Raw genomic sequence first — 19,460 nt, 5'->3', positions numbered from 1 at the left:
AATCGCTCACGGAACGTCACAAGTGGTCGGGGGGCCCAAGAACCCGCCCAGCTGCGGGCAGAAACGATCTGTCAGAAGTGCCGCTCCATCCGGGACACTGGATGGTGGCTGGAAGGCCCTCGGGTCTGCCTCTATGATCGGCACACTTTCCTGCACGGACAGCGATCGAGTGCACTGCGGGAGCTAGCGGTGAGCGGAACGTCCGAAGGGCCGGCGCCCGCGGCAGACCTCGACCGGGGCGCCGTAACAGAGAGTGACATCTATGCGGCCGTCGGTGCCGAACCACCGCCGTACCGCTCGGTCTTCGCGGCCGCACCCCTCGCCATGGCGGTCGTCGACCGCGAGGGCCTGGTCGTGACCGCCAACGACGGCTTCGGGGCGCTGCTCGGCAGCCCGGCCGCGGCGCTGGTGGGGCGGATCGGCGCGGACCTGGTGGACCTGTCGTCCGACGCGCGCACCTGGCACGCCTACCGCGAGGTGCTGCGCGGCCGCGAGGCCCGCCTGCGCTGCACCCGGCGGCTCAAGCACCCCGACGGCCAGTCGGTCTGGGTGCAGGTCACCGTCACCCCCCTGCCCGGGCCGGAGGACGGCATCCTGCTGTCCGTCACCGACATCAGCGCCCAGCGCGAACTCCAGGGCCGGCTGCGGCACTTGCAGATGCACGACCCGGTGACCCGGCTGCCCAACCGCACGCTGTTCTTCGAGCGGCTGACGGCCGCTCTGGAGGCCGGCTCGTACGAGGAGAGCGGGACCGGGCGGATCGGGCTGTGCTACCTGGACCTCGACGGCTTCAAGGCGATCAACGACACGCTCGGCCACCGGGTCGGCGACCGGCTCCTCGCCGCCGTCGCCGAGCGGCTCACCCGGTGCGCGGACGAGGCCGGTTACGCCAGAGCGAGCGCGCCGCTGGTGGCGAGACTGGGCGGCGACGAGTTCGCGCTGCTGGTCGAGGACTCCACGGGGACGGACCAGCTGGCCGACCTCGCCGAGTCCGTACTGAAGGCGGTGCAGGCGCCGTTCGACCTCGCCGGGCAGCGGCTGTCGGTGTCGGCGTCGATCGGGGTTGTCGAGCGGCACGCGGCGGGCACGACGCCAACCGCCCTGATGCAGGCGGCCGATACGACGCTCTACTGGGCGAAGGCCGACGGCAAGGACCGCTGGACGCTCTTCGACCCGGAGCGCAACGCCCACCGCATGACCCGCCAGGCCCTCGCCTCCACCCTGCGCCCCGCCATCGAGCGCGGTGAATTCGTGCTGGAGTACCAGCCGTTGGTGGGCATGGAGGACGGCCGGGTCAACGGCGTCGAGGCGCTCATCCGCTGGAACCACCCCCAGTTCGGCGTCCTGACGCCGAATCGGTTCATCGGACTGGCCGAGGAGGACGGCTCGATCGTGCCGCTCGGCCGCTGGATCCTGGTCACAGCCTGCCGTCAGGCGCGCCGCTGGCAGCTGGACCACCCGGACGAGCCGCCGCTGTTCGTGAGCGTCAATGTGGCGGTCCGTCAGGTCTGGGACTCGGACCTGGTGGCGGACGTCGCACAGACCCTCGCGGAGACCGGACTCGCGCCGCATCTCCTCCAGTTGGAGCTGACCGAGTCGGCCGTGATGGGCTCGGCGGGCCGCCCCCTCCAGGCCCTCCAGGCGCTCAGCGAGATGGGCGTGCGCATCGCGATCGACGACTTCGGCACCGGCTACTCGAACCTGGCGTACCTGAGCCGCCTTCCGGTCTCGGTCCTGAAGCTGGACGGCTCCTTCGTACGGGGCTTCCAGTACGAGGGCCGCAGCGACGAGGCCGCGCCGCCGAACCCGGCCGACGAGGTCGTCGTGGAGGCGATGATCCAGCTCGCCCACCGGCTGGGGCTGACCGTCACCGCGGAGTGCGTGGAGACGTCCGCGCAGGCCACCCGGCTGCGCAGCATCGGCTGCGACACCGGCCAGGGGTGGCTGTACTCGCGGCCGGTGTCGCCGGATCGTATCTCCGAGCTGATGGGGAATCAGCCGAGCGAGACCTCGGCGGTCGGCAACCCGTAGGCGTCCGCGACCAGTTCGTAGGAGCGCAGGCGCAGCTCGCCGCGGTGGGCGTGCGAGGTGAGCATCAACTCGTCGGCGCCGGTGCGCTTCTGGAGGGCGTCCAGGCCGTCACGGACCTCCTCGGCGGTGCCGTGCACGATGTTGCCGGCCCAGGACTGCACGAACTCCTCCTCGTACGGGCTGAATTCGTGCTTCTCGGCCTCGTCCGGGTCCGGGAAGAGACCGGGGCGGCCGGTGCGCAGCCGGATCATGTTCAGGGCGGTGGCCCGCACCTGGCGGCGGGCCTCGCGCTCGTCGTCCGCGGCGAGGGTGGAGACGCCGATGAGGGCGTAGGGCTCGTCGAGGACCTCGGAGGGGCGGAAGGACTCGCGGTAGAGCTCCAGGGCCGGGACGGTGTTCTGGGCGGAGAAGTGGTGCGCGAAGGCGAAGGGCAGGCCGAGGGCGGCGGCGAGACGGGCGCTGAAGCCGGAGGAGCCGAGCAGCCAGACCGGCGGGCGGTGCGGGGACTGGACGCCGCCGGGGGTGGTCGCCTGGACGGGGCCGGGGATCGCGTGGATACGGCGGTAGGGGTGGCCGTCGGGGAAGTCGTCGTCCAGGAAGCGGGTCAGCTCGACGAGCTGCTGGGGGAAGTCGTCGGCGCCCTCGTTCAGGGTGTCGGTGCGGCGCAGGGCGGCGGCGGTGGCGCCGTCGGTGCCGGGGGCGCGGCCGAGGCCCAGGTCGATGCGGCCGGGGGCCATGGCCTCCAGGGTGCCGAACTGCTCGGCGATCACCAGGGGCGCGTGGTTGGGCAGCATCACGCCGCCCGAGCCGAGCCGGATGCGGTCGGTGTGGGCGGCGAGGTGGGCCAGGATCACGGCGGGCGAGGAGGAGGCGACGCCGGGCATGGAGTGGTGCTCGGCGACCCAGTAGCGGTGGAACCCGCGGGACTCCGTGAACCGGGACAGCGCCACGCTGGTGCGCAGGGCGTCGGTGGCGGTACTGCCCGCGCCCACGGTCACCAGGTCCAGTACGGAGAGGGGGACGGGGGCGGAGCCCAGTGCGGTACCCCGGATTTCGTCTGCCGCCACGGTGGATGCCTCCTGTTGTGGGCCGTGCGCTGTCCGACCGGCGTTAACAGGAGGCACTCTCCGTTTTATTCCCGTCGACGAAGGAAGGTGCTCAGGCCTGCACGATCGGCTCCCGGGTGAACAGCGCCCCCAGCGTCGGCGCGTTCACCCTGCGGTCCGCCAGGCGCAGGCCCTCCCACACCGTGACCTGGTTGGCGGTGAGGACCGGCTTGCCCAGTTCCTTCTCCAGGGCGGGGATGTGGGCCGCCGTGTGCAGGGCCGTGTCGGGGAGGAGGAGCGCGTCCGCGTCGGGGCGGTCGGCGTCCCGTGCCAGCAGGAAGACCTCCGCCTCGCCCCAGGTGCCGACCTCCGCCGCCGTGACGATCCCGGCCCCGCGGACCGACGTCACCTCCAGTCCGGCCGCGCGCAGGAAGTCCGCGAAGAGCCCGGCCACGTCCTCGGGGTAGGTCGCGCCGACCGCCACCCGCCGCACGCCCAGCTCCTGTGCCGCGTGCACGAAGGCGAAGGACGTCGAGGAGGCCGGCATGCCCGCGCTGAGCGCGAGGGTGCGGACCTGCTCGTGGGCGCCCTCCCAGCCGTACACGAAACTGCCGCTGGTGCACGCCCAGACCACGGAGTCCGCGCCCGCCATGCGCAGTTCCTCGACCCCGGCCCCGAGCCGCTCGGCCGAGCCCATCTCCAGCAGGGCGTCGACCCGGTGCGCGTCCGTGCCGATGTCGGTGTGGACGACGTCGAGCCGGATGTCACTGCCCAGGAGCTGCTCGATGCGCGGGTAGTCGTCCTCGGCGGAGTGCCCCGGGTAGAGGAATCCGAGTGCGGTCATGGCCTGCCTTCCTGCTGCTGTTCACCGTCCGGGAGTTCCGGCAGTACGGGACCGGAGCGCGCCGCCGGATCGATCAGCGCCTGATACGGCCCTACCGCCCGGGTACCCAGCCGGGCCAGCGCGGCCCACATCGTCACCTGGTTGGCCGAGATCACCGGAATGCGCAGTTCGGCCTCCAGTTGGGGGATGACGTCGTACGTCGGCAGGTTGGTGCAGCTGATGAACAGCACGTCGGCCGAGCGCCGGACCGCCTTGTGCGCCATGGCGACCACATCGCGGTACGGGACCTTCCAGATGTGCCGGGTCAGGCCCATGTAGGCGCAGCCGGTGACCTTCGCGCCCGCCTCGGCGACGTACTCCTCCAGCGCCCGGGTCACCGAGACGGTGTACGGCGTCACGAGCGCGACCCGGCGTGCTCCGAGCGCCGCCAGCGCCTCCAGGAGCGCGCCGGAGGTGGTGACCGAGGGGACGGCGCCCGCGCGGGTCATCGCCGCGCACATGGCCCGCTCGCCGGGGATGCCGCCGACGAAGCTGCCTGAGGTGCAGGCGTAGGCGACGACCTCGGGACTGATCGCGGTCAGGGTGCGGACCGCGTCGTCGAGCGTCTCGTGCTCGCTGACCAGCCGGGCCAGGTCGAGGCTCACCTCGACCGGCACGTACGGGGTCCGCGTCAGATGCAGCGAGACCTCGTCGGGCACCCAGCGCCACAGCTCGCGGTCCAGCGCGAAGTCGAAGGGGGCGACCACTCCGACGCCGCGCTGCGGCCGGGGTCCACCAAGGAAGGAAACGTCCATGACGGACACCGCCCTCACATCGAGAAAGTGGTGAGCAACGGACCGTACGCAACGCCCGTGTTGACGAAGGTAGGTTCGGGTGCGAGCGTGGTCAAACCTCGCATGTCAGACGGCCGCCACCGCACCGGAATCGAGCCCTCCTGCATGACCGTCCCCACCCTCCTCGTCCTGGACGCCGAACCCCTCCCCCGCCTCGGCAGTCTCACCGGCCGCGCCCGCATCGAGCACGCGGACGCCTCGACGCTCGCCGAGCGGCTGCCGGGCGCCGACGTCCTGCTGGTCTGGGACTTCACGTCACGGGCGGTACGGAGTGCCTGGCCGGGCGAGGGGCCCCGGCCGCGCTGGGTGCACACGGCGAGCGCGGGCGTGGACCATCTGATGTGTCCGGAACTCGCCGCCTCCGACACGATCGTCACCAACGCGCGCGGCATCTTCGACCAGCCGATCGCCGAGTACGTCGCCGCCCTCGTCCTCGCCATGGCCAAGGACCTGCCGACCACCTGGGCGCTCCAGCGGGAGCGGACCTGGCGGCACCGGGAGTCGCAGCGGGTGGCGGGCACCCGCGCGGTCGTCGTCGGCTCGGGGCCGATCGGCCGGACGATCGCCCGCACGCTCAAGGCCCTCGACATCACCACCGCCCTCGTCGGCCGCACCCCGCACACCGGCATCCACGGCCCCGACGACCTCGACCGCCTGATCGCCCGCGCCGACTGGGTGATCGCGGCGGCCCCGCTGACCGAGCAGACCTACGGCATGTTCGACGCCCGCCGCTTCGGCGTGATGCAGCCCTCGGCCCGGTTCGTCAACATCGGGCGCGGCGGCCTGGTGGTCGAGGACGCGCTCGCCGAGGCGCTGGCCAAGCGGTGGATCGCGGGCGCCGCCCTGGACGTCTTCGAGCACGAACCCCTCACCCCGGAAAGCCCGTTGTGGCAGGTCCCGGGCCTGATCGTGTCCCCGCACATGAGCGGCGACACGATCGGCTGGCGGGACGAACTCGGGAAGCAGTTCGTGGAGTTGTACGAGCGGTGGGCGGCGGGCCGGCCGCTGGTGAACGTGGTGGACAAGAAACGCGGGTACGTACCCGGACGTTGAACCGCCGAGCGCTGGAGGGCAGATGACGGACCCCGACCTCGACCTCACGCAGCTGACCGCCGTACGCATCGTCGAGGGCTATCGCAAAGGCGAGTTCAGTCCGGAGGAGGTCACCCGCGCGGTGCTGGAACGGGCCGAGCGGATCCAGCCGGAGGTGAACGCGTTCGTGCGGCTGCTGGGGGAGGAAGCTCTCGCGCAGGCGCGGGAGTCGACGGACCGGTGGCGGCGCGGGGAGCCGAAGGGGCTGGTGGACGGGGTTCCGACGACCGTCAAGGACATCATCCTGTTGCGTGGGGCGCCGACCCTGAAGGGCTCCAAGACGATCTCCGAGAAGGGGAGTTGGGACGAGGACGCGCCGTCCGTCGCCCGGCTGCGCGAGCACGGGGCCGTGTTCGTCGGCAAGACCACGACCCCGGAGTTCGGCTGGAAGGGCGTCACGGACTCGCCGCTGTCCGGGGTGACGCGCAACCCGCACGACCCCTCCCGTACCGCGGGCGGCTCCAGTGGGGGCGCGGCGGCCGCCGTGGCGCTGGGTGCGGGGCCGCTCGCCCTCGGCACCGACGGCGGCGGCAGTGTCCGTATCCCGGCCGCCTTCTGCGGGATCTTCGCGCTGAAGCCGACGTACGGGCGGGTGCCGCTCTATCCGGCGAGCGCGTTCGGGACGCTGGCGCACGTGGGGCCGATGACCCGGGACGCGGCGGACGCGGCGCTGCTGCTCGACGTGATCGGGGCGCCGGACAGCCGGGACTGGTCGGCTCTCGATCCGGCGGCGGGACCGTTCTCGGCGGGGCTCGCGGCGGGCGTGCGCGGGCTGCGGGTCGCGTACTCGCCCTCGCTCGGCGGGCAGGTGGCCGTACAGCCGCAGGTCGCGGCGGCGGTGCGGCGCGGGGTGGAGCGGCTGGCGGAACTCGGCGCGTACGTCACCGAGGCCGACCCCGACCTCACCGACCCGGTGAAGGCCTTCCACACCCTGTGGTTCTCGGGGGCGGCCCGGGTGACCCAGCAACTCGGCCCGCACCAGCGGGAGTTGCTGGACCCGGGGCTCAGGGAGATCAGCGGGATCGGCGCCCGGTACTCGGCGCTCGACTACCTCGCCGCGGTGGATGTCCGCATGGACCTCGGCCGCCGTATGGGCGCCTTCCACGAGTCGTACGACCTCCTCGTCACCCCGACCCTGCCGATCACGGCGTTCGAGGCGGGCGCGGAGGTGCCGAAGGGGTCCGGCCTCCGCCGCTGGACGGGCTGGACCCCGTTCACGTACCCCTTCAACCTGACCCAGCAGCCGGCCGCGTCCGTCCCGGTCGGCGCGGACGGGGACGGTCTGCCGATCGGGCTCCAGCTGGTGGCCGCCCGGCACCGCGACGACCTGGTGCTGCGCGCGGCGCACGCGCTGTTCGAGACCGGGATCACGCCCTCGGCGGCCTGACGGGGCCGGAGTCGATCACGTCGACCGGCGTGTCCTGCAGCCGGTCGACGTAGGCCAGGAGCTTCTCGTTCAGCTCGGCCCGCGAACTGTGGAGGTTCTCCCGCCAGCGGTGCACCAGGTCGGGCATCACCTCGTCCGGGAAGGCCCCGCCGAGGAGATCGGGCAACCGCCGGGTCACCAGGTCGAAGGCACCGAACTGGAGGGATCCGAGCCAGAGTCCGCCACCCAGGAGGTCGTCGGAAGCCGTTCTCGCCTCCTTCCTCAGGGCCTTGGACTCCGACACGAACCGCTCCACTTCCACGGAGCGACCGGCCTCGATGTCGGCGAGGACGTCGTTCAGGAAGTCCTGCCACTCGCGCATCGCCGTACGCACCCGGGCCACCCGCTGCAACTGGGAACGGGCCGACTCGCGATCCCCCCGTTCCCGCTCCTGCCGGGCGATCTGCCGCTGGTGGGCCAGCGGTCCCAGGAACATGGCGAGTGCGGAGAGCAATGCCCCGAGGACACCGCCGACCAGGCCGGCGATCGTGTTCGACATGGCCTCAAGTCTGCCCGAATCGCGCCCGGTTCCGCCCCTACAGCCGCCGGAAGCCGAGCGTCTCCCCCGCCGCCCCCGTCCGCCACAGGTCGTTGCAGCCCTCGGCCATCTCGTCCAAGCCCTCCACGATCTGGCCCCAGACGATGCCGGGGACCCAGCCGACGTCGGCGTTCAGCAACAGGTTGTTGCGCTCGTAGAAGAGGGCCAGGTCGACGACCGTGGTGCCGGGGCGGACCTCGCGGTCGTAGCCGTACGCCTTGGTGCCGAGTTCGCTCCCCGCGAAGGAGAAGTAGCAGAGATCGCCGGGGATCGGGGTGACCGTCGGGTTTTCCAGCGGGGGTTCTGTGGGGGCGAAGGGCGGGAAGAGTGCGTAGATCTCATTGCGGGCGTACTTCGCGTGGTAGACGTCACCGCCGAGTGGGAGGGCGTCCCACACAGCCGCGCAGGTGAGAGGGGCGCGGTCGTCCAGCAGCTTCGCCCGGCAGGTGATTCCGCGCTTGACCAGCGAGACTTCGATGTAGCGGTCAGCCGTTTCATCCATGCGTTCCATGGTGCATACATCGCATGCTCTCGGGTAGCCGCGCCGCCATGGCTCCACCTATTGGGAACGAGAGAGACACAACCGGGACCACACGCCGGTCGCTGCTCGCGGGGGTGGCGGCGCTCGGTGCGTTGGGTGCCGCCGGCTGCAGCCGCGTGGCCACCGCGTCCACCACCGAGGGCGGTGATCTGCTCGAACGCCTGAAGGCGGCCGGTGTCGTACGCCTCGGCATCGCGGGCGAGATCCCGTTCGGGTACATCGACAAGAACGGCGAGCTGACCGGCGAGGCGCCGGAGCTGGCCAGGGTCATCTTCAAGCGGCTCGGCGTGGACCGGGTCCAGCCCGTGCCGAGCGAGTTCGGCTCACTGATTCCGGGGCTCAAGTCGCAGGTGTTCGATGTCGTCGCGGCCGGGATGTACGTCAATCCCGACCGCTGCGAGCAGGTCATCTTCGCCGACCCCGACTATCAGATGCTGGACGCTTTCATCGTGCGCAAGGGGAACCCGAAGGGGTTGCACGACTACAAGGACGTCGTCGAGAAGAAGGCGAAGTTCGCGACCGGGACCGGGTACGCGGAGATCCAGTACGCCGTCGAGGCGGGGTACAAGGAGAGCGACATCCTGATCGTGCCGGACCAGGTCGCCGGGCTGAACGCCGTGGAGGCGGGCCGCGTCGACGTCTTCGCCGGTACGGCGCTCACCACGCGGGAAGTGGTCAAGAAGTCCAGCAAGGCCGAGTCGACCAAGGCCTTCGCCCCGCTGGTCAAGGGCAAGCCGCACGTCGACGGGGGCGCCTTCGCGTTCCGGCCGACCGAGACCCGGCTGCGGGACGCCTTCAACGTCGAGCTGCACAAGCTGAAGAAGAGCGGGGAGCTGTTCCGCATCCTCCAGCCCTTCGGCTTCACCAAGGCCGAGATGACCGACCTGACCGCCAAGGAGCTGTGCGCGGGAGGGACGGGCTGATGACCTCGGGACTCTGGGAACTGGTGCTCAAGGGGATCTGGACCACCGTCCAGCTGCTGTTCTTCAGCTCGCTGGTGGCCGGTGCCGTCTCCTTCGTCGTCGGCGTCGCGCGCACCCACCGGCTGTGGATCGTCCGCTTCCTCGCGGGCTTCTACACCGAGGTGTTCCGCGGGACCTCGGCCCTGATCATGATCTTCTGGGTGTACTTCGTGCTGCCGCTGGCCTTCGGCTGGCAGCTCGTGCCGATGTGGGCGGGCACGCTCGCGCTCGGCCTGACCTACGGCGCCTACGGCTCGGAGATCGTGCGCGGGGCGCTGAACTCGGTCGACCCGGCGCAGAAGGAGGGCGGCATCGCGCTCAGCTTCACGCCCTGGCAGCGGATGCGGCTGATCCTGCTGCCGCAGGCGGTGCCGGAGATGATCCCGCCCTTCTCCAACCTGCTGATCGAGCTGCTCAAGGGCACCGCCCTGGTGTCGGTCATCGGCATGGGCGACCTGACCTTCAGCGCCAACCTGGTGCGGCTGGCGCTCCAGCAGAGCGCGGAGATCTACACGTACGTCCTGCTGATCTACTTCGTGATCGCCTTCCTGCTCACCCGGGTCATGCGCGGTCTGGAGAAGAAGCTGAAGGCGGGCGTGGGCAAGGCGCCCCAGCACGGGGTGGGCGCGCATGAGCTCAAGCGCGCCGAGACGACCGGTGTCGGAGGTGCTGTCTCGTGAAGTGGGACTGGAATGCCGTCGGCGACTTCATGCCGCACTTCTGGGACGGCGTGCTCGTCACCCTGCAGGCCCTCGTCCTCGGTTCGCTGATCTCGTTCGCGCTGGGCCTGGTGTGGGCGCTGCTGATGCGGACGCCGAGCAGGTGGGTGCGGTGGCCGGTCGGGGTCGTGACGGAGTTCGTGCGCAACACCCCGCTGCTGGTGCAGCTGTTCTTCCTGTTCTACGTGATGCCCGAGTGGGGCCTGACGATGTCGGCGCTGACCACCGGTGTCATCGGCATCGGCCTGCACTACTCGACGTACACCATGCAGGTCTACCGGGCCGGCATCGAGGCCGTGCCGGCCGGCCAGTGGGAGGCGGCGACGGCGCTGAACCTGCCGCGGCTGCGGACCTGGCAGGTGGTGATCCTGCCGCAGGCGATCCGCCGGGTCGTGCCGGCCCTCGGCAACTACGTGATCGCGATGCTCAAGGACACGCCGCTGCTGATGGCGATCACCGTGCTGGAGATGCTCGGCGAGGCGCGGCTCTTCTCGCAGCAGCACTTCCAGTTCACCGAGCCCCTCACTGTGATCGGCGTGGCCTTCATCGTCATTTCCTATCTGGCCTCCCTTCTTCTGCGAGCTCTGGAGCGACGTCTTGTCCACTGACGCCCCCCTCATGAAAGAACCCGACTCCCATTCCAACCCGCCGGTGGACGGCAGCGAGCTGATCCGCCTCGACCAGGTCACCAAGCGGTTCGGGCAGAACACGGTCCTCGACCGCCTGGACTTCTCGGTGAACTCCGGCAAGCACGTCACGCTGATCGGCCCTTCCGGCTCCGGCAAGACGACGATCCTCAGGCTGCTGATGACGCTCACCAAGCCGGACGAGGGCACCATCACCGTCGACGGGGAGAAGCTCTTCCCCGCGCCCGAGAAGCAGGTCCGCGAGGTCCGCAAGAAGATCGGGATGGTCTTCCAGCAGTTCAACCTGTTCCCGAACATGACCGCGCTGCGCAACATCATGGAGGCGCCGGTCACCGTCCTGGGCATGCCCAAGGACGAGGCGGAGCAGCGGGCGCGCGACCTGCTCGACCTGGTGGGCCTCGCCGACAAGTGCGACGCCCGCCCGAGCCAGCTCTCCGGCGGCCAGCAGCAGCGGGTCGCGATCGCGCGGGCGCTGGCGATGCGGCCGCGGGTGCTGCTCCTGGACGAGGTGACCTCCGCGCTCGACCCCGAGCTGGTGGCCGGCGTCCTGGACGTGCTGCGCGACATCGCCCGCACCACCGACATCACGATGCTCTGTGTGACCCACGAGATGAACTTCGCCAGGGACATCTCGGACCAGGTGCTGATGTTCGACTCCGGCAAGGTCATCGAGTCGGGTCCGCCGGAGAAGATCTTCAGCGAGCCCGAACAGGACCGGACGCGGGAATTTCTCAGCGCGGTGCTGTGACTTCACGGGTTGAACGCGATTGAACTCTGTTCAACCTCCGAGGTCCGGGCGCCGGGTCTTGTCATCGGCATATGCCAGAGTGCCTCCGCCGCTGCTGAGAGCGGTGCGGCGGGGTCGGAATCTCGTCAACAGTCGCTCACAACAAGCCTCTTGGCCGTTATCGTGGAAGAGATCCGCTGTCTGGTATTACGGCCCAGTTGTAGAGCGACCGAGCGCGCAGGGGGAACCGTGGCGCTGAAGCACGAGCCGACCGCGCCGTACCACTCGGCCCAGGACGCACTGCGCGTCCTGGAGACCGTGTCACGGCACACCACCGGAATCAACGACACCGAGCTCGCCAGGCTCACCGGCCTCACCCCGGAGCGGCTGACCACCCTCCTGCGGATGCTGCGCCGGGAGGGTTACGTCGAGCAGATCACCGACGGGGCGTACATCACCGGCGACGCCCTCAGCCGCCTCGGCTCCGCCCAGGGCCGCGAGAAGGCGCTGCGCGACAAGCTCCAGCGCACCCTGGACCGGCTGCGCGACTCGGTCGGCGCGGCGGTCTACCTCAGCCGCTACGTCGACGGCGAGGTCAAGGTCGCCCAGTACGCGGACGGCCCGACCACGCCCGTGGTGAACGAGTGGGTCGACTTCCGCTACTCCGCGCACGCCACCGCGATCGGCAAGAGCCTGCTGGGCCAGCTGGACAGCAACGGCCGGCGCGACCATCTCTCCCGTCACAAGATGGCCCGCCTGACCTCGCGCACGATCACCAGTGACAAGCTGCTCCTGCACCGCCTGGAGTCCCAGCCTCCGACCGTGCCCCACCTCGACCTCCAGGAGTACGCGGTCGGCACGGTCTGCGCGGCCGTCCCGATCACGGCCGGCTCCGCGGTCGGCTGCCTGGCCCTGTCCCTCCCGGTCGAGCACGCCCACCGCCTCCGCCAGGCCGCCGACGCCCTGAACCGCAACGCGGCCCCGGTCCTGCTCTCCCTGGCCATCTGAGGTTGGTCGGAAGCACCCCTCGGGACCAGGTAGTATTTTCTTCGTCGCCGCCCACGAGGACCAGACCAAGTGGCCGGCGAGAGTCATGCGCCGCTAGCTCAGTTGGTTAGAGCAGCTGACTCTTAATCAGCGGGTCCGGGGTTCGAGTCCCTGGCGGCGCACCGGTGAAAGGCCTCTCGTGGGAGCGGGGGGTCTTTCATGCTTTTCTGCTGGGGGTCTGGGGGTTAGCCCCCAGATGGATGCAGCATCAGCGGGTCCGGGGTTCGAGTCCCTGGCGGCGCACCGGTGAAAGGCCTCTCGTGGGAGCGGGGGGTCTTTCGGCGTCTTTCGGGGCAAGGCGCCGGTACGTCTCCTCGCCCGGGGGGCGCCACCACACCGGGTCCGCGCAGTGCACGCCCTCTCGCCTCAGCAGTGCTCGGTGGATCTTGTTCGTGGCCGTCACCGGCATCCGGTCCACCACCCGTACGAACCTCGGTGCCATCTTCGTCCCGAGGTCCGGCTGGGCGGACAGGAAGCGGGCGAAGGCGGACGGGTCGAAGGTGCCGGCCAGCGTGGCCATCACCTGGTCCCCGGTCACCGGATCCGGCACCGCGTACACGGCGACGGCATCCGCACCCTCGTACCGCGCGAGGATGTTCTCGATCATCGCCGCGGCCAGGTTCTCGCTGTCGACGCGGATACGGTCGTCGGCGCGCCCGGCGAAGTAGAGGTAGCCGTCGGCGTCCCGGTAGAAGAGGTCCCCGGTCCAGTACGCCCCGTCCCGGCGCCGCTCCGCCTCCGCCTCCGGGTTGCGCCAGTACCCCTCGAAGGGGTTCGGCCCCCGGTTGACCAGCTCCCCTATCGCCTCGTCCCCGTTGACCAGCCGCCCGTCCGCGTCGAACACGGCGGGCCCGCACTCCTCCCCCGTCTCCGGATCGAGTACGACGAGACCGGGCGCCGCCCGCCCCACCGCCCCGGCCGGCGTCCCCGGCGACCACTGCACCGCCGCCCCGCCCTCCGAGGACCCGTACCCCTCCACCAGCCGCACCCCGAACCGCCGCCCGAAGGCCTCCGCGTCCACCACCCCCGCCTCCGTGCCGAAGCCGAGCCGCAGCGGATTGTCCCGGTCGTCCGCCCGCTCCTCGGTCGCGAGGATGTACTGCACGGCCCGCCCGACGTACGTGAAGTACGTCGCCCCGTACCTCCGTACGTCCCCCAGGAACCCGGACGCCGAGAACCGCCGCCGCAGCGCCACCCCCGCCCCGGCCGCCAGCGCGGGCGCCCAGTCGGCGATCACCGCGTTGCCGTGGAACATCGGCATGCACACGTAGTGCACGTCCTCGCGCCGCACCCCGAACTGCCCCACCAGCGACGCCCCGGCCGCGGCCAGCCGCCCCTGCGTGCAGATCGCGGCCTTGGGCGCGCCGGTCGAGCCGGAGGTGAAGTACAGCAGCAGCCGGTCGCCCGGACCGGCCTTGGCGGCGTCCGGCACGGCGGTCGTATACGGCGCGAGAAGGGCGTCGTACTCCTCCGTGTCCGTCAACAGGACCCGTACGCCGGGGAGTTCGAGGTCCGTGAGGAGCGGGAGGTGGGTGTGCTCGGTGATCAGGACACGGCACTCGGTGTGCAGGATGTCGCGGGCGAGTTCGGGGCCGCGGCGGGTGGGGTTGATACCGGCCACGGCGGCTCCGGCGAGGGCCGCCGCGCTCAACCAGAGCGGATATTCAGGGGTGTTGTCGAGGAGGACACCGACGTGCGGCTCGGCGCCGGGCGGCAGGAGGTCGGCCAGCAGCGCCGCGCGCGCGGCGGCGCCCGCGGTCACCTCGTGGTGAGTGAGGACGCGGTCCTCGAACCACAGGCCGGGGCGGTGGTCGCCCCAGCCCTCGGTCACCAGCTCGGCCACCGTGCGCGTCTTGGACTCCATGGCCGCGCACGGTAGTTGACGTACCGTCAGATGTGGAGGGGCAGGAAGACCTCGGTGTACGTGACCATGAAGCCGACGCAGAACACCACCACGACACCGAGGAAGGCGAGGATGCCGAAGGTCGCCGCCGCCTGCTTGAGCTGCCCGGGCTCGTGGGCGGTGGCGACCACGTTCTCGCCGGCCGTGTAGTACACGGTGACGAGGTCACCCTCCAGGCGGGTGCCCGGACCGTCCTCCTCCTCGAAGCGGACCACCCGGCCGTCGCGGGTCGTGAACTCGTAGACGTGATGGAGGGTCGTGTGCACGCTGGTGTCGTTCATGCCGCCGTGCGTCGTCGTGAACATCCGCAGGCAGCGGCCCTGCGCCGTGAGCCCGCTGTTCCAGGCACCACGCACCTGCAGCCAGCGGCGCACGACGCGGTACGCCATGAAGAGAGCCACGGCCATGATCAGGCCGGGCACGAGGTAGAACAGCACGTCCATGGCTTCCCCCGAGGTCAGGTACTGCTTGGTGCGGTGAACCTACCCGCAGGGGAAGCCGGTTTTGCTCAAGCCAAGCTCAGAACGTGACGTCCGAGCAGGCGTAGAACGCGTTGCCCGTGTCGGCGATCGTCCACACCGCGACGATCACGTGGTGGCCGCTCAGCCCGGACGGCAGCGTGCCGCTGTGCGAGAGAGTGGCCGGCGGGCGCTGGCCGTTGTAGGGGACGGTCAGGAACGGGGTGGTGTTGAGGTCGGAGCGGGCCAGGTTGTGGTTCTGGTTCCAGCCCTGCTTGGTGACGTAGTACTTGAAGTCGGTCGTGGCGTGCATGGCGGTGAACTGCCAGCGGAACGTGTAGCTCTGACCGCCCGTCACCTTCGTGGTCGGCCAAGCACCGCCGGACGGCGTCGTCGGCGAGCTGAGCTGGCTGAACCTGCTGACACCGCCGTTGCATATCTGGCCGTCGGCGGGCCCGGCGGCCGGGAAGCCCTTGGGGCCCTCGACGCTCTGCGGCTCCCACTGGATGTCGCCGCAGTTCGTCACGGTGCCGTTCTGGCAGAGCTTCTGCCTGCTGATGGGAAGGTCGGTGTAGCCGTGGCTGCTGGCGCCGCCGGCGGAGAGCACGATGGCTCCCGCCGTGGTGAGCCCGAGCGTGGCGGCGTACCACTTGGACTTTCTGCGCATGCTGCCGCTCCTGGAGAACGTGGGGGAAGTTCCGTGAGGCGTGCAGGTCTAGACCAAGTACCAGATTATTACCGTGTGTTGACCGTGTCCATACACCCGGCGCTGAAGGCCACCGTCAAGTCCTTCACCAGCGCCTTGCGTTCGTAGTCGTCCAGTTCCACGAGCCCGCGCACGGTCAGCCGGGTCACCGTGTCCTCCACCGAGTCCACGACCGACGAGAGCACGCTCGCCCGGTGCCGGGCGTCCAGCGCGGCGATCCGGCGGCGGTGCATCGCCGCGGCGACCTCGGGCGCGTACTCGACCCGGACCGGCCGCACCGAGAACACCTCCAGGCCGACCGGCGCCGCGTCCGCCGCGACCAGCCGGGTCAGCGCGTCCCCGGCCGCCTCGACCGAGCCACGGGTGCCGCCCGGCGTCTCGACCGGCACCCGGGCCAGGGCCGCCTCCACGCACTCGCGCAGATACGTCTCGTGGTCCTCGACCCCGAGCACCGCCCGCGCGGTGTCCCGCACCCGCCACACCACCAGCACCACGGCCCGCAGCGCGACGCCGCTGCCGTCGGCCGCGGGCATCGGCTCGCTGCGCCAGTGCCGCAGCCGTACGTCCACCCGGCGGCGCAGCAGCAGCGGGTTGACCCACATCAGGCCGGTGCGCCGGACCGTCCCCCGGTACCGCCCGAACAGCCCCAGCACCCAGGCCCGCCCGGTCCGCCCGCGGGCCAGCCCGCCGAACCCGAACAGACCGAGGGCACCGGCACCGGCGTACGCGGCCCACTGCGCGGGACCGAGTCCGGCGCCCGCGTACTCCGGGAGCCGCAACGCCTCCGTGGCGAGCGGCGGCAGTACGCCCGCCCACCAGGAACTGGCCAGACAGCTGGCCACCCCGCAGGCCCCGGCGAGCACGCCCGCCGCGCCGGGCAGCACCCTGGCCGGCCGCTCGGCCAGCTCGGGGTCGACCTGCGCGGCCGGGCGGGGCTTGGCCGGCACCGGGCGCCGGAAGCGGGGCTGCTCGCCGGTGCCCTGGCGGCGCCCCACGACGGCGGGCTTCAGCGGCACGGACACCGGGTCCGGGTCGTCGCGGAAGAGCAGGTGGACCGGGATCTCCATGGTCGACTCGTTCTGGATGAGCCGACCGGGCCGGGCCGGTCCCTCGGACTCGGGCGTCTGTGAAGTGGTCGTCGTACTCATGCGTGCCTCCAGCCTCCGCGCCAGATGCGTCACAACAAGGGGTCACAACAGGGGTCGCGACAGGGGGTGTCACGACAGGGGGGTCGCGGAACAGCGACCGGTCAGGAGAACAGGCGCCTCCAGGTCTCCGGCCCCGGGTAGCCGTCCGCCGCGCCGCCCCGCCAGCCCTGAGCACGCTGGAAGGCCTCGACGTTGCGCCGGTCCGCCTCGCCCCAGCGCGGCCCCGGCCCGGTCGTGTAGTACTTGCCGAACCCCTTCTTCACCAGCTGCTTCCCCAGCCGGATGACGTAGTCGTTGTTCGCACCGGGCCGGAACATGCCGCGCCCGGGATAACCGGGGACACCGTGCGAGGCGGGCTTCCCGGAGGAGCCGGGCTTCCCGTTGGCCGAGGTCGCGGGCGGACCCGCCGCCCCCACCGCCCCTGTGGCCCCCGTCGTCCCCGTCGTACCGGCCGTCGCGATGTCCTTGCCCGTCCCGCTCACCAGCAGCGCCCAGGTCTGCGGCCCCGGCAGCCCGTCCGCGTCCGCGCCCCGCCAGCCCTGGGCCAGCTGGAATGCCTGGGTGGCCCGCCGGTCGGCGTCCGACCAGCGCGGGCCGGGCCCGGAGGTGTAGAAGCGCGCGGCACCACGGGCGACGAGCATCTGCCCCAGCCGGGTGACGTACTTGTTGTTGGCACCCGGACCGAAGTACACGGCCCCCGGATACGCCGTCGCGTCCTTCCCGGTGCCGGCACCCACCCCCACGTCGACCCCGGTGCCCGTACCCACACCCGTCCCCCCGCCCGCCGTGTCCGCAGCCAGCCCCTTGTAGCGGAAGGCGAGATAGCGGTCCGAGTGGCTCCAGTAGGCGTACGGCGTGGCCTGGCGGCGGGCGTGCGGGCGGGTCTCCTCGTAGGCGATGTAGTAGCTGTGGGTGTAGTCCGCCCAGCCGCCGAAAATGACGACGTGCGAGCCGTTCTCGGGGTTCGAGGGATTGTGGAACAGCAGAATGTCGCCGGGCTGGAGTTCCTCCTTGGAAATGCGCTGCCCGTACTGGTCGAGGCTGCCGGTCCATTCGTTCCCGGGCAGATTCCAGGCCATCGAGACGAATCCCGAGCAGTCCTGCCGGTAACCGTCCGACCAGTACTCGTCCATGCTGTACGGCACCTGCGCGGCGACCCAGATCTTGGCCCGGCGGATGATCTCCGCGCGGGTGGTCACGGGTGCCTTGACGACGTGCGGCGGCTTGGCGGGCTTGCCGGCCGGGCCGTGCAGCGGGGCCTTGCCGCCTTGCGGGGTCGAGGGCTCGTCGCCCGTGTCAGCTGCGGGGACGCCGGGGGCGGGGGGAGCGTGCGGGGCCGCGAGGGCCGGGACGGCGTGGCCCGCGCCGAGGGCTGCGGAGGCGGCGGCCGCGACGATCACCGCTCGGTGGGCGGCCGGGTGGTGGCCGGTCCGGGAAAGGGGAAGGGCCCGGCGCCAGTGCAGGCAACCCGGGCAGCCGCAGTCGCTCGCGGGATCGAATTCCTCGAATACCGGAGTCTCCATGCGATTCCCCTCACACTCCAGATGGAAATGTCCGCGCTCGTGCACGTCGATCAGTTTCCCAACTGTCTTCCCGACGCGCATTCTGACGGTCCGAATGACGTACCCGGCCACCCCGGCACCCGGCCGGCCCCACCGCCCCGTGGTCCGGAGCACCTCCCGAGATCCGGTAGAGTTACGACGTCAGCAGGCGCCGCTAGCTCAGTTGGTTAGAGCAGCTGACTCTTAATCAGCGGGTCCGGGGTTCGAGTCCCTGGCGGCGCACAGACAGCGAGGCCCTCCGTGCGAGCGGGGGGCTTTTGCTTGGCCGGAACAGGGGGCTCCCCCGGTTTGGCCGGATACTCTCTCGCCATGGCAGCGCGTGACCTTCAGGAGCGGATCAAGAAGCTCATCATCGACCGCAGGCTGCCCTCCGGGGCCCCGCTGCCGACCGAGCCCGAGCTGATGGAGTTCCTGGGCGCGAGCCGGAACTCGGTGCGGGAGGCGCTCAAGGCGCTACAGGCCATGGGCATCGTGGAGATCCGGCACGGCTTCGGGACGTACGTCGGCCCGATGTCGCTCGCGCCGATGATCGAGGGCCTCGCCTTCCGCACGGTCGCCGGGCACTACCGCGGCGAGGACTCCTTCCTGCAACTGCTGGAGCTGCGCGAAGCCGTGGAGAGCGGGCTGGTCTCCCGGCTCGCGGGCCGGATTCCCGAGCGAGACCTCGTTGAACTGGAGGCGCTCGTGGGACGTATGGAACAACAGGCCGCACAGGGAGGTGCCGGCCTGGCCGAGACCGACCGCGCCTTTCACGCCACCCTCTACCGGGGTCTGGACAACGTGCTCCTGGGCGAGGTGCTCGAAGCGTTCTGGGACGCCTTCCACCGTGTCCACACGGATCTGGGCGGCGCGCCGCCCGACCACCGGGTCACCTGCCGGCAGCACCGGGACATCCTCGAAGCGGTGCGGTCCGGCGATTCGGCAAGGGCGGAGGAGGCCATAAGAGAGCACTTCGGCAACATCCGCACCCGCCTGTCCACAGAGCATCCACAAGACCCCCACAGGCGCCACAATGAACGCGTATGACCGGTAAACACCGCGTTTCGCATCTTGCGATCATGATGAACACCGTAGAACCCTGTTTTCCAAGATGCTGCGGATACGCGGTAGTTGGGGGTCTAGTAAGCGGTTGCCCGGTCTGCGGGGATAGGGGGCCCCGTTCACGAGGGGATGCCGAGGGGGGCATCATGCAACCGGAAGGCCGCGGTTCCATGTCTATGGGTGTGGAAA

Annotated in this window: 19 protein-coding genes and 2 tRNA genes; 11 read left to right on the top strand and 10 right to left on the bottom strand. The window is 70.8% G+C overall.

Going from position 1 to position 19,460, the window contains the following annotated elements; genetic code table 11:
• Positions 1 to 189: 189 nt before the first annotated feature.
• On the top strand, positions 190 to 2,031 hold the full coding sequence (locus tag MQP27_RS36190; RefSeq protein ID WP_242773198.1) for a putative bifunctional diguanylate cyclase/phosphodiesterase: 1,842 nt from the start codon (positions 190 to 192) through the stop codon (positions 2,029 to 2,031).
• On the opposite strand, the gene MQP27_RS36185 is transcribed toward MQP27_RS36190, so the two are convergent.
• From MQP27_RS36185 to MQP27_RS36175, 3 genes are all read right to left on the bottom strand, one after another.
• On the bottom strand, positions 1,995 to 3,098 hold the full coding sequence (locus MQP27_RS36185; protein WP_242773197.1) for an LLM class flavin-dependent oxidoreductase: 1,104 nt from the start codon (positions 3,096 to 3,098) through the stop codon (positions 1,995 to 1,997). The two genes, MQP27_RS36190 and MQP27_RS36185, sit on opposite strands and share 37 nt — an antisense overlap.
• Before the next feature lie 91 nt (positions 3,099 to 3,189).
• Entirely contained in the window at positions 3,190 to 3,921 is a 732-nt protein-coding gene (locus MQP27_RS36180; RefSeq protein ID WP_242773195.1) for a maleate cis-trans isomerase family protein, read from the bottom strand.
• Positions 3,918 to 4,715, bottom strand: coding sequence for a maleate cis-trans isomerase family protein (locus tag MQP27_RS36175; protein WP_242773194.1), 798 nt, complete (start codon positions 4,713 to 4,715; stop codon positions 3,918 to 3,920). The genes MQP27_RS36180 and MQP27_RS36175 overlap by 4 nt, the downstream gene beginning before the upstream one ends.
• Before the next feature lie 144 nt (positions 4,716 to 4,859).
• On the opposite strand from MQP27_RS36175, the gene MQP27_RS36170 reads away from it, so the two are divergent.
• Both MQP27_RS36170 and MQP27_RS36165 read left to right on the top strand, forming a co-directional pair.
• Positions 4,860 to 5,807: a D-2-hydroxyacid dehydrogenase gene (locus tag MQP27_RS36170; protein ID WP_242773193.1), complete on the top strand. Its 948-nt coding sequence runs from the start codon at positions 4,860 to 4,862 to the stop codon at positions 5,805 to 5,807.
• 22 nt (positions 5,808 to 5,829) lie between these two features.
• On the top strand, positions 5,830 to 7,233 hold the full coding sequence (locus tag MQP27_RS36165; protein WP_242773192.1) for an amidase: 1,404 nt from the start codon (positions 5,830 to 5,832) through the stop codon (positions 7,231 to 7,233).
• On the opposite strand, the gene MQP27_RS36160 is transcribed toward MQP27_RS36165, so the two are convergent.
• Together MQP27_RS36160 and MQP27_RS36155 are read right to left on the bottom strand one after the other, a co-directional pair.
• Positions 7,214 to 7,771, bottom strand: a complete 558-nt coding sequence (locus MQP27_RS36160) for a hypothetical protein (protein ID WP_242773191.1) — start codon at positions 7,769 to 7,771, stop codon at positions 7,214 to 7,216. The two genes, MQP27_RS36165 and MQP27_RS36160, sit on opposite strands and share 20 nt — an antisense overlap.
• A 37-nt stretch (positions 7,772 to 7,808) precedes the next feature.
• A complete protein-coding gene (locus MQP27_RS36155) occupies positions 7,809 to 8,312 on the bottom strand; it encodes a DUF3830 family protein (RefSeq protein WP_242773189.1) in 504 nt (167 codons plus the stop codon).
• Between the two features lie 47 nt (positions 8,313 to 8,359).
• Between MQP27_RS36155 and ehuB the strand changes: the two genes are divergently transcribed.
• From ehuB to MQP27_RS36125, 6 genes are all read left to right on the top strand, one after another.
• A complete protein-coding gene (gene ehuB / locus MQP27_RS36150) occupies positions 8,360 to 9,274 on the top strand; it encodes an ectoine/hydroxyectoine ABC transporter substrate-binding protein EhuB (RefSeq protein WP_242773188.1) in 915 nt (304 codons plus the stop codon).
• Positions 9,274 to 9,993 carry an ectoine/hydroxyectoine ABC transporter permease subunit EhuC gene (gene ehuC, locus MQP27_RS36145; RefSeq protein WP_242773186.1) on the top strand — a complete coding sequence of 240 codons (720 nt, stop codon included), beginning with the start codon at positions 9,274 to 9,276 and terminating at the stop codon, positions 9,991 to 9,993. The genes ehuB and ehuC overlap by 1 nt, the downstream gene beginning before the upstream one ends.
• Positions 9,990 to 10,640 (top strand): ectoine/hydroxyectoine ABC transporter permease subunit EhuD, encoded by a 651-nt coding sequence (ehuD, locus tag MQP27_RS36140; RefSeq protein WP_242773185.1) that lies wholly within the window; start codon positions 9,990 to 9,992, stop codon positions 10,638 to 10,640. The genes ehuC and ehuD overlap by 4 nt, the downstream gene beginning before the upstream one ends.
• Positions 10,641 to 10,650: 10 nt before the next feature.
• On the top strand, positions 10,651 to 11,427 hold the full coding sequence (gene ehuA, locus MQP27_RS36135; RefSeq protein WP_242773184.1) for an ectoine/hydroxyectoine ABC transporter ATP-binding protein EhuA: 777 nt from the start codon (positions 10,651 to 10,653) through the stop codon (positions 11,425 to 11,427).
• A gap of 228 nt (positions 11,428 to 11,655) precedes the next feature.
• Positions 11,656 to 12,414: an IclR family transcriptional regulator gene (locus MQP27_RS36130; RefSeq protein WP_242773183.1), complete on the top strand. Its 759-nt coding sequence runs from the start codon at positions 11,656 to 11,658 to the stop codon at positions 12,412 to 12,414.
• Between the two features lie 87 nt (positions 12,415 to 12,501).
• Positions 12,502 to 12,575: transfer RNA gene (locus MQP27_RS36125), tRNA-Lys, on the top strand.
• A gap of 86 nt (positions 12,576 to 12,661) precedes the next feature.
• Here MQP27_RS36125 and MQP27_RS36120 read toward each other — a convergent pair.
• The 5 genes from MQP27_RS36120 to MQP27_RS36100 form a co-directional block, all read right to left on the bottom strand.
• Positions 12,662 to 14,317 carry a long-chain-fatty-acid--CoA ligase gene (locus MQP27_RS36120; RefSeq protein ID WP_242773182.1) on the bottom strand — a complete coding sequence of 552 codons (1,656 nt, stop codon included), beginning with the start codon at positions 14,315 to 14,317 and terminating at the stop codon, positions 12,662 to 12,664.
• 26 nt (positions 14,318 to 14,343) lie between these two features.
• Positions 14,344 to 14,799, bottom strand: a complete 456-nt coding sequence (locus tag MQP27_RS36115; protein WP_242773181.1) for a DUF3592 domain-containing protein — start codon at positions 14,797 to 14,799, stop codon at positions 14,344 to 14,346.
• A 76-nt stretch (positions 14,800 to 14,875) separates the two neighbouring features.
• Positions 14,876 to 15,481 (bottom strand): lytic polysaccharide monooxygenase auxiliary activity family 9 protein, encoded by a 606-nt coding sequence (locus MQP27_RS36110; RefSeq protein ID WP_242773179.1) that lies wholly within the window; start codon positions 15,479 to 15,481, stop codon positions 14,876 to 14,878.
• Positions 15,482 to 15,549: 68 nt separating this feature from the next.
• Positions 15,550 to 16,668 (bottom strand): SPFH domain-containing protein, encoded by a 1,119-nt coding sequence (locus tag MQP27_RS36105; RefSeq protein ID WP_242773176.1) that lies wholly within the window; start codon positions 16,666 to 16,668, stop codon positions 15,550 to 15,552.
• 101 nt (positions 16,669 to 16,769) lie between these two features.
• Positions 16,770 to 18,191, bottom strand: a complete 1,422-nt coding sequence (locus tag MQP27_RS36100) for a peptidoglycan-binding protein (protein WP_242773173.1) — start codon at positions 18,189 to 18,191, stop codon at positions 16,770 to 16,772.
• A 187-nt stretch (positions 18,192 to 18,378) separates the two neighbouring features.
• Between MQP27_RS36100 and MQP27_RS36095 the strand changes: the two genes are divergently transcribed.
• Together MQP27_RS36095 and MQP27_RS36090 are read left to right on the top strand one after the other, a co-directional pair.
• Positions 18,379 to 18,452 (top strand) — tRNA-Lys (locus tag MQP27_RS36095).
• 87 nt (positions 18,453 to 18,539) lie between these two features.
• Entirely contained in the window at positions 18,540 to 19,256 is a 717-nt protein-coding gene (locus tag MQP27_RS36090; protein WP_242773171.1) for a FadR/GntR family transcriptional regulator, read from the top strand.
• Positions 19,257 to 19,460 lie beyond the last annotated feature (204 nt).

Source organism: Streptomyces cylindrosporus (genome assembly GCF_022698165.1).
GTDB lineage: Bacteria > Actinomycetota > Actinomycetes > Streptomycetales > Streptomycetaceae > Streptomyces > Streptomyces cylindrosporus.
The sequence above is the reverse complement of the archived record's forward strand: the minus strand, read 5'-3'. Positions and strand labels throughout refer to the sequence as shown.

Bases quoted from the DNA above. Each gene is read 5' to 3' on its own strand.
- MQP27_RS36165 (WP_242773192.1), top strand. From the start codon at position 5,830: ATGACGGACCCCGACCTCGACCTCACGCAGCTGACCGCCGTACGCATC.
- ehuB (WP_242773188.1), top strand. From the start codon at position 8,360: ATGGCTCCACCTATTGGGAACGAGAGAGACACAACCGGGACCACACGC.
- MQP27_RS36115 (WP_242773181.1), bottom strand. From the start codon at position 14,799: ATGGACGTGCTGTTCTACCTCGTGCCCGGCCTGATCATGGCCGTGGCT.
- MQP27_RS36100 (WP_242773173.1), bottom strand. From the start codon at position 18,191: ATGGAGACTCCGGTATTCGAGGAATTCGATCCCGCGAGCGACTGCGGC.
- ehuA (WP_242773184.1), top strand. From the start codon at position 10,651: ATGAAAGAACCCGACTCCCATTCCAACCCGCCGGTGGACGGCAGCGAG.
- MQP27_RS36105 (WP_242773176.1), bottom strand. From the start codon at position 16,668: ATGAGTACGACGACCACTTCACAGACGCCCGAGTCCGAGGGACCGGCC.
- MQP27_RS36090 (WP_242773171.1), top strand. From the start codon at position 18,540: ATGGCAGCGCGTGACCTTCAGGAGCGGATCAAGAAGCTCATCATCGAC.
- ehuC (WP_242773186.1), top strand. From the start codon at position 9,274: ATGACCTCGGGACTCTGGGAACTGGTGCTCAAGGGGATCTGGACCACC.
- MQP27_RS36160 (WP_242773191.1), bottom strand. From the start codon at position 7,771: ATGTCGAACACGATCGCCGGCCTGGTCGGCGGTGTCCTCGGGGCATTG.
- MQP27_RS36110 (WP_242773179.1), bottom strand. From the start codon at position 15,481: ATGCGCAGAAAGTCCAAGTGGTACGCCGCCACGCTCGGGCTCACCACG.
- MQP27_RS36170 (WP_242773193.1), top strand. From the start codon at position 4,860: ATGACCGTCCCCACCCTCCTCGTCCTGGACGCCGAACCCCTCCCCCGC.
- MQP27_RS36155 (WP_242773189.1), bottom strand. From the start codon at position 8,312: ATGGATGAAACGGCTGACCGCTACATCGAAGTCTCGCTGGTCAAGCGC.
- MQP27_RS36175 (WP_242773194.1), bottom strand. From the start codon at position 4,715: ATGGACGTTTCCTTCCTTGGTGGACCCCGGCCGCAGCGCGGCGTCGGA.
- MQP27_RS36120 (WP_242773182.1), bottom strand. From the start codon at position 14,317: ATGGAGTCCAAGACGCGCACGGTGGCCGAGCTGGTGACCGAGGGCTGG.
- MQP27_RS36180 (WP_242773195.1), bottom strand. From the start codon at position 3,921: ATGACCGCACTCGGATTCCTCTACCCGGGGCACTCCGCCGAGGACGAC.